At 73.0% G+C, this 256-nt stretch carries 1 protein-coding gene; it reads right to left on the reverse strand.

Annotated elements, in window-relative coordinates; translation table 11 throughout:
• The coding region (locus ACWJ6R_RS38275; RefSeq protein WP_449066839.1) for an EAL domain-containing protein at window positions 1-256 on the reverse strand (256 nt) is incomplete at both ends.

Consider the following 256-nt stretch of genomic DNA (forward strand, 5'->3'; position numbering starts at 1 on the left):
GCCCGGCGGAGCACCTGCACCCCGATCGGCACGATCAGGCCGGTCTCCTCGGCCGTCGGGATGAACGCGTCCGGCGGCACGATCCCCTCGGGCGAGTGCCAGCGCAGCAGAGCCTCCACGGCGTGCACCTCGCCGGTCCGCAGGTCCACGACCGGCTGGTAGTTCAGGACGAACTCGTCCTCGTCCAGGGCCCGGCGCAGTCCCTCGGCGATGCGGGCCTGGTCGAGCCGCTCCACCCGCAGGCCCTGGTGGAACA

This window comes from Planomonospora algeriensis (genome assembly GCF_977012225.1).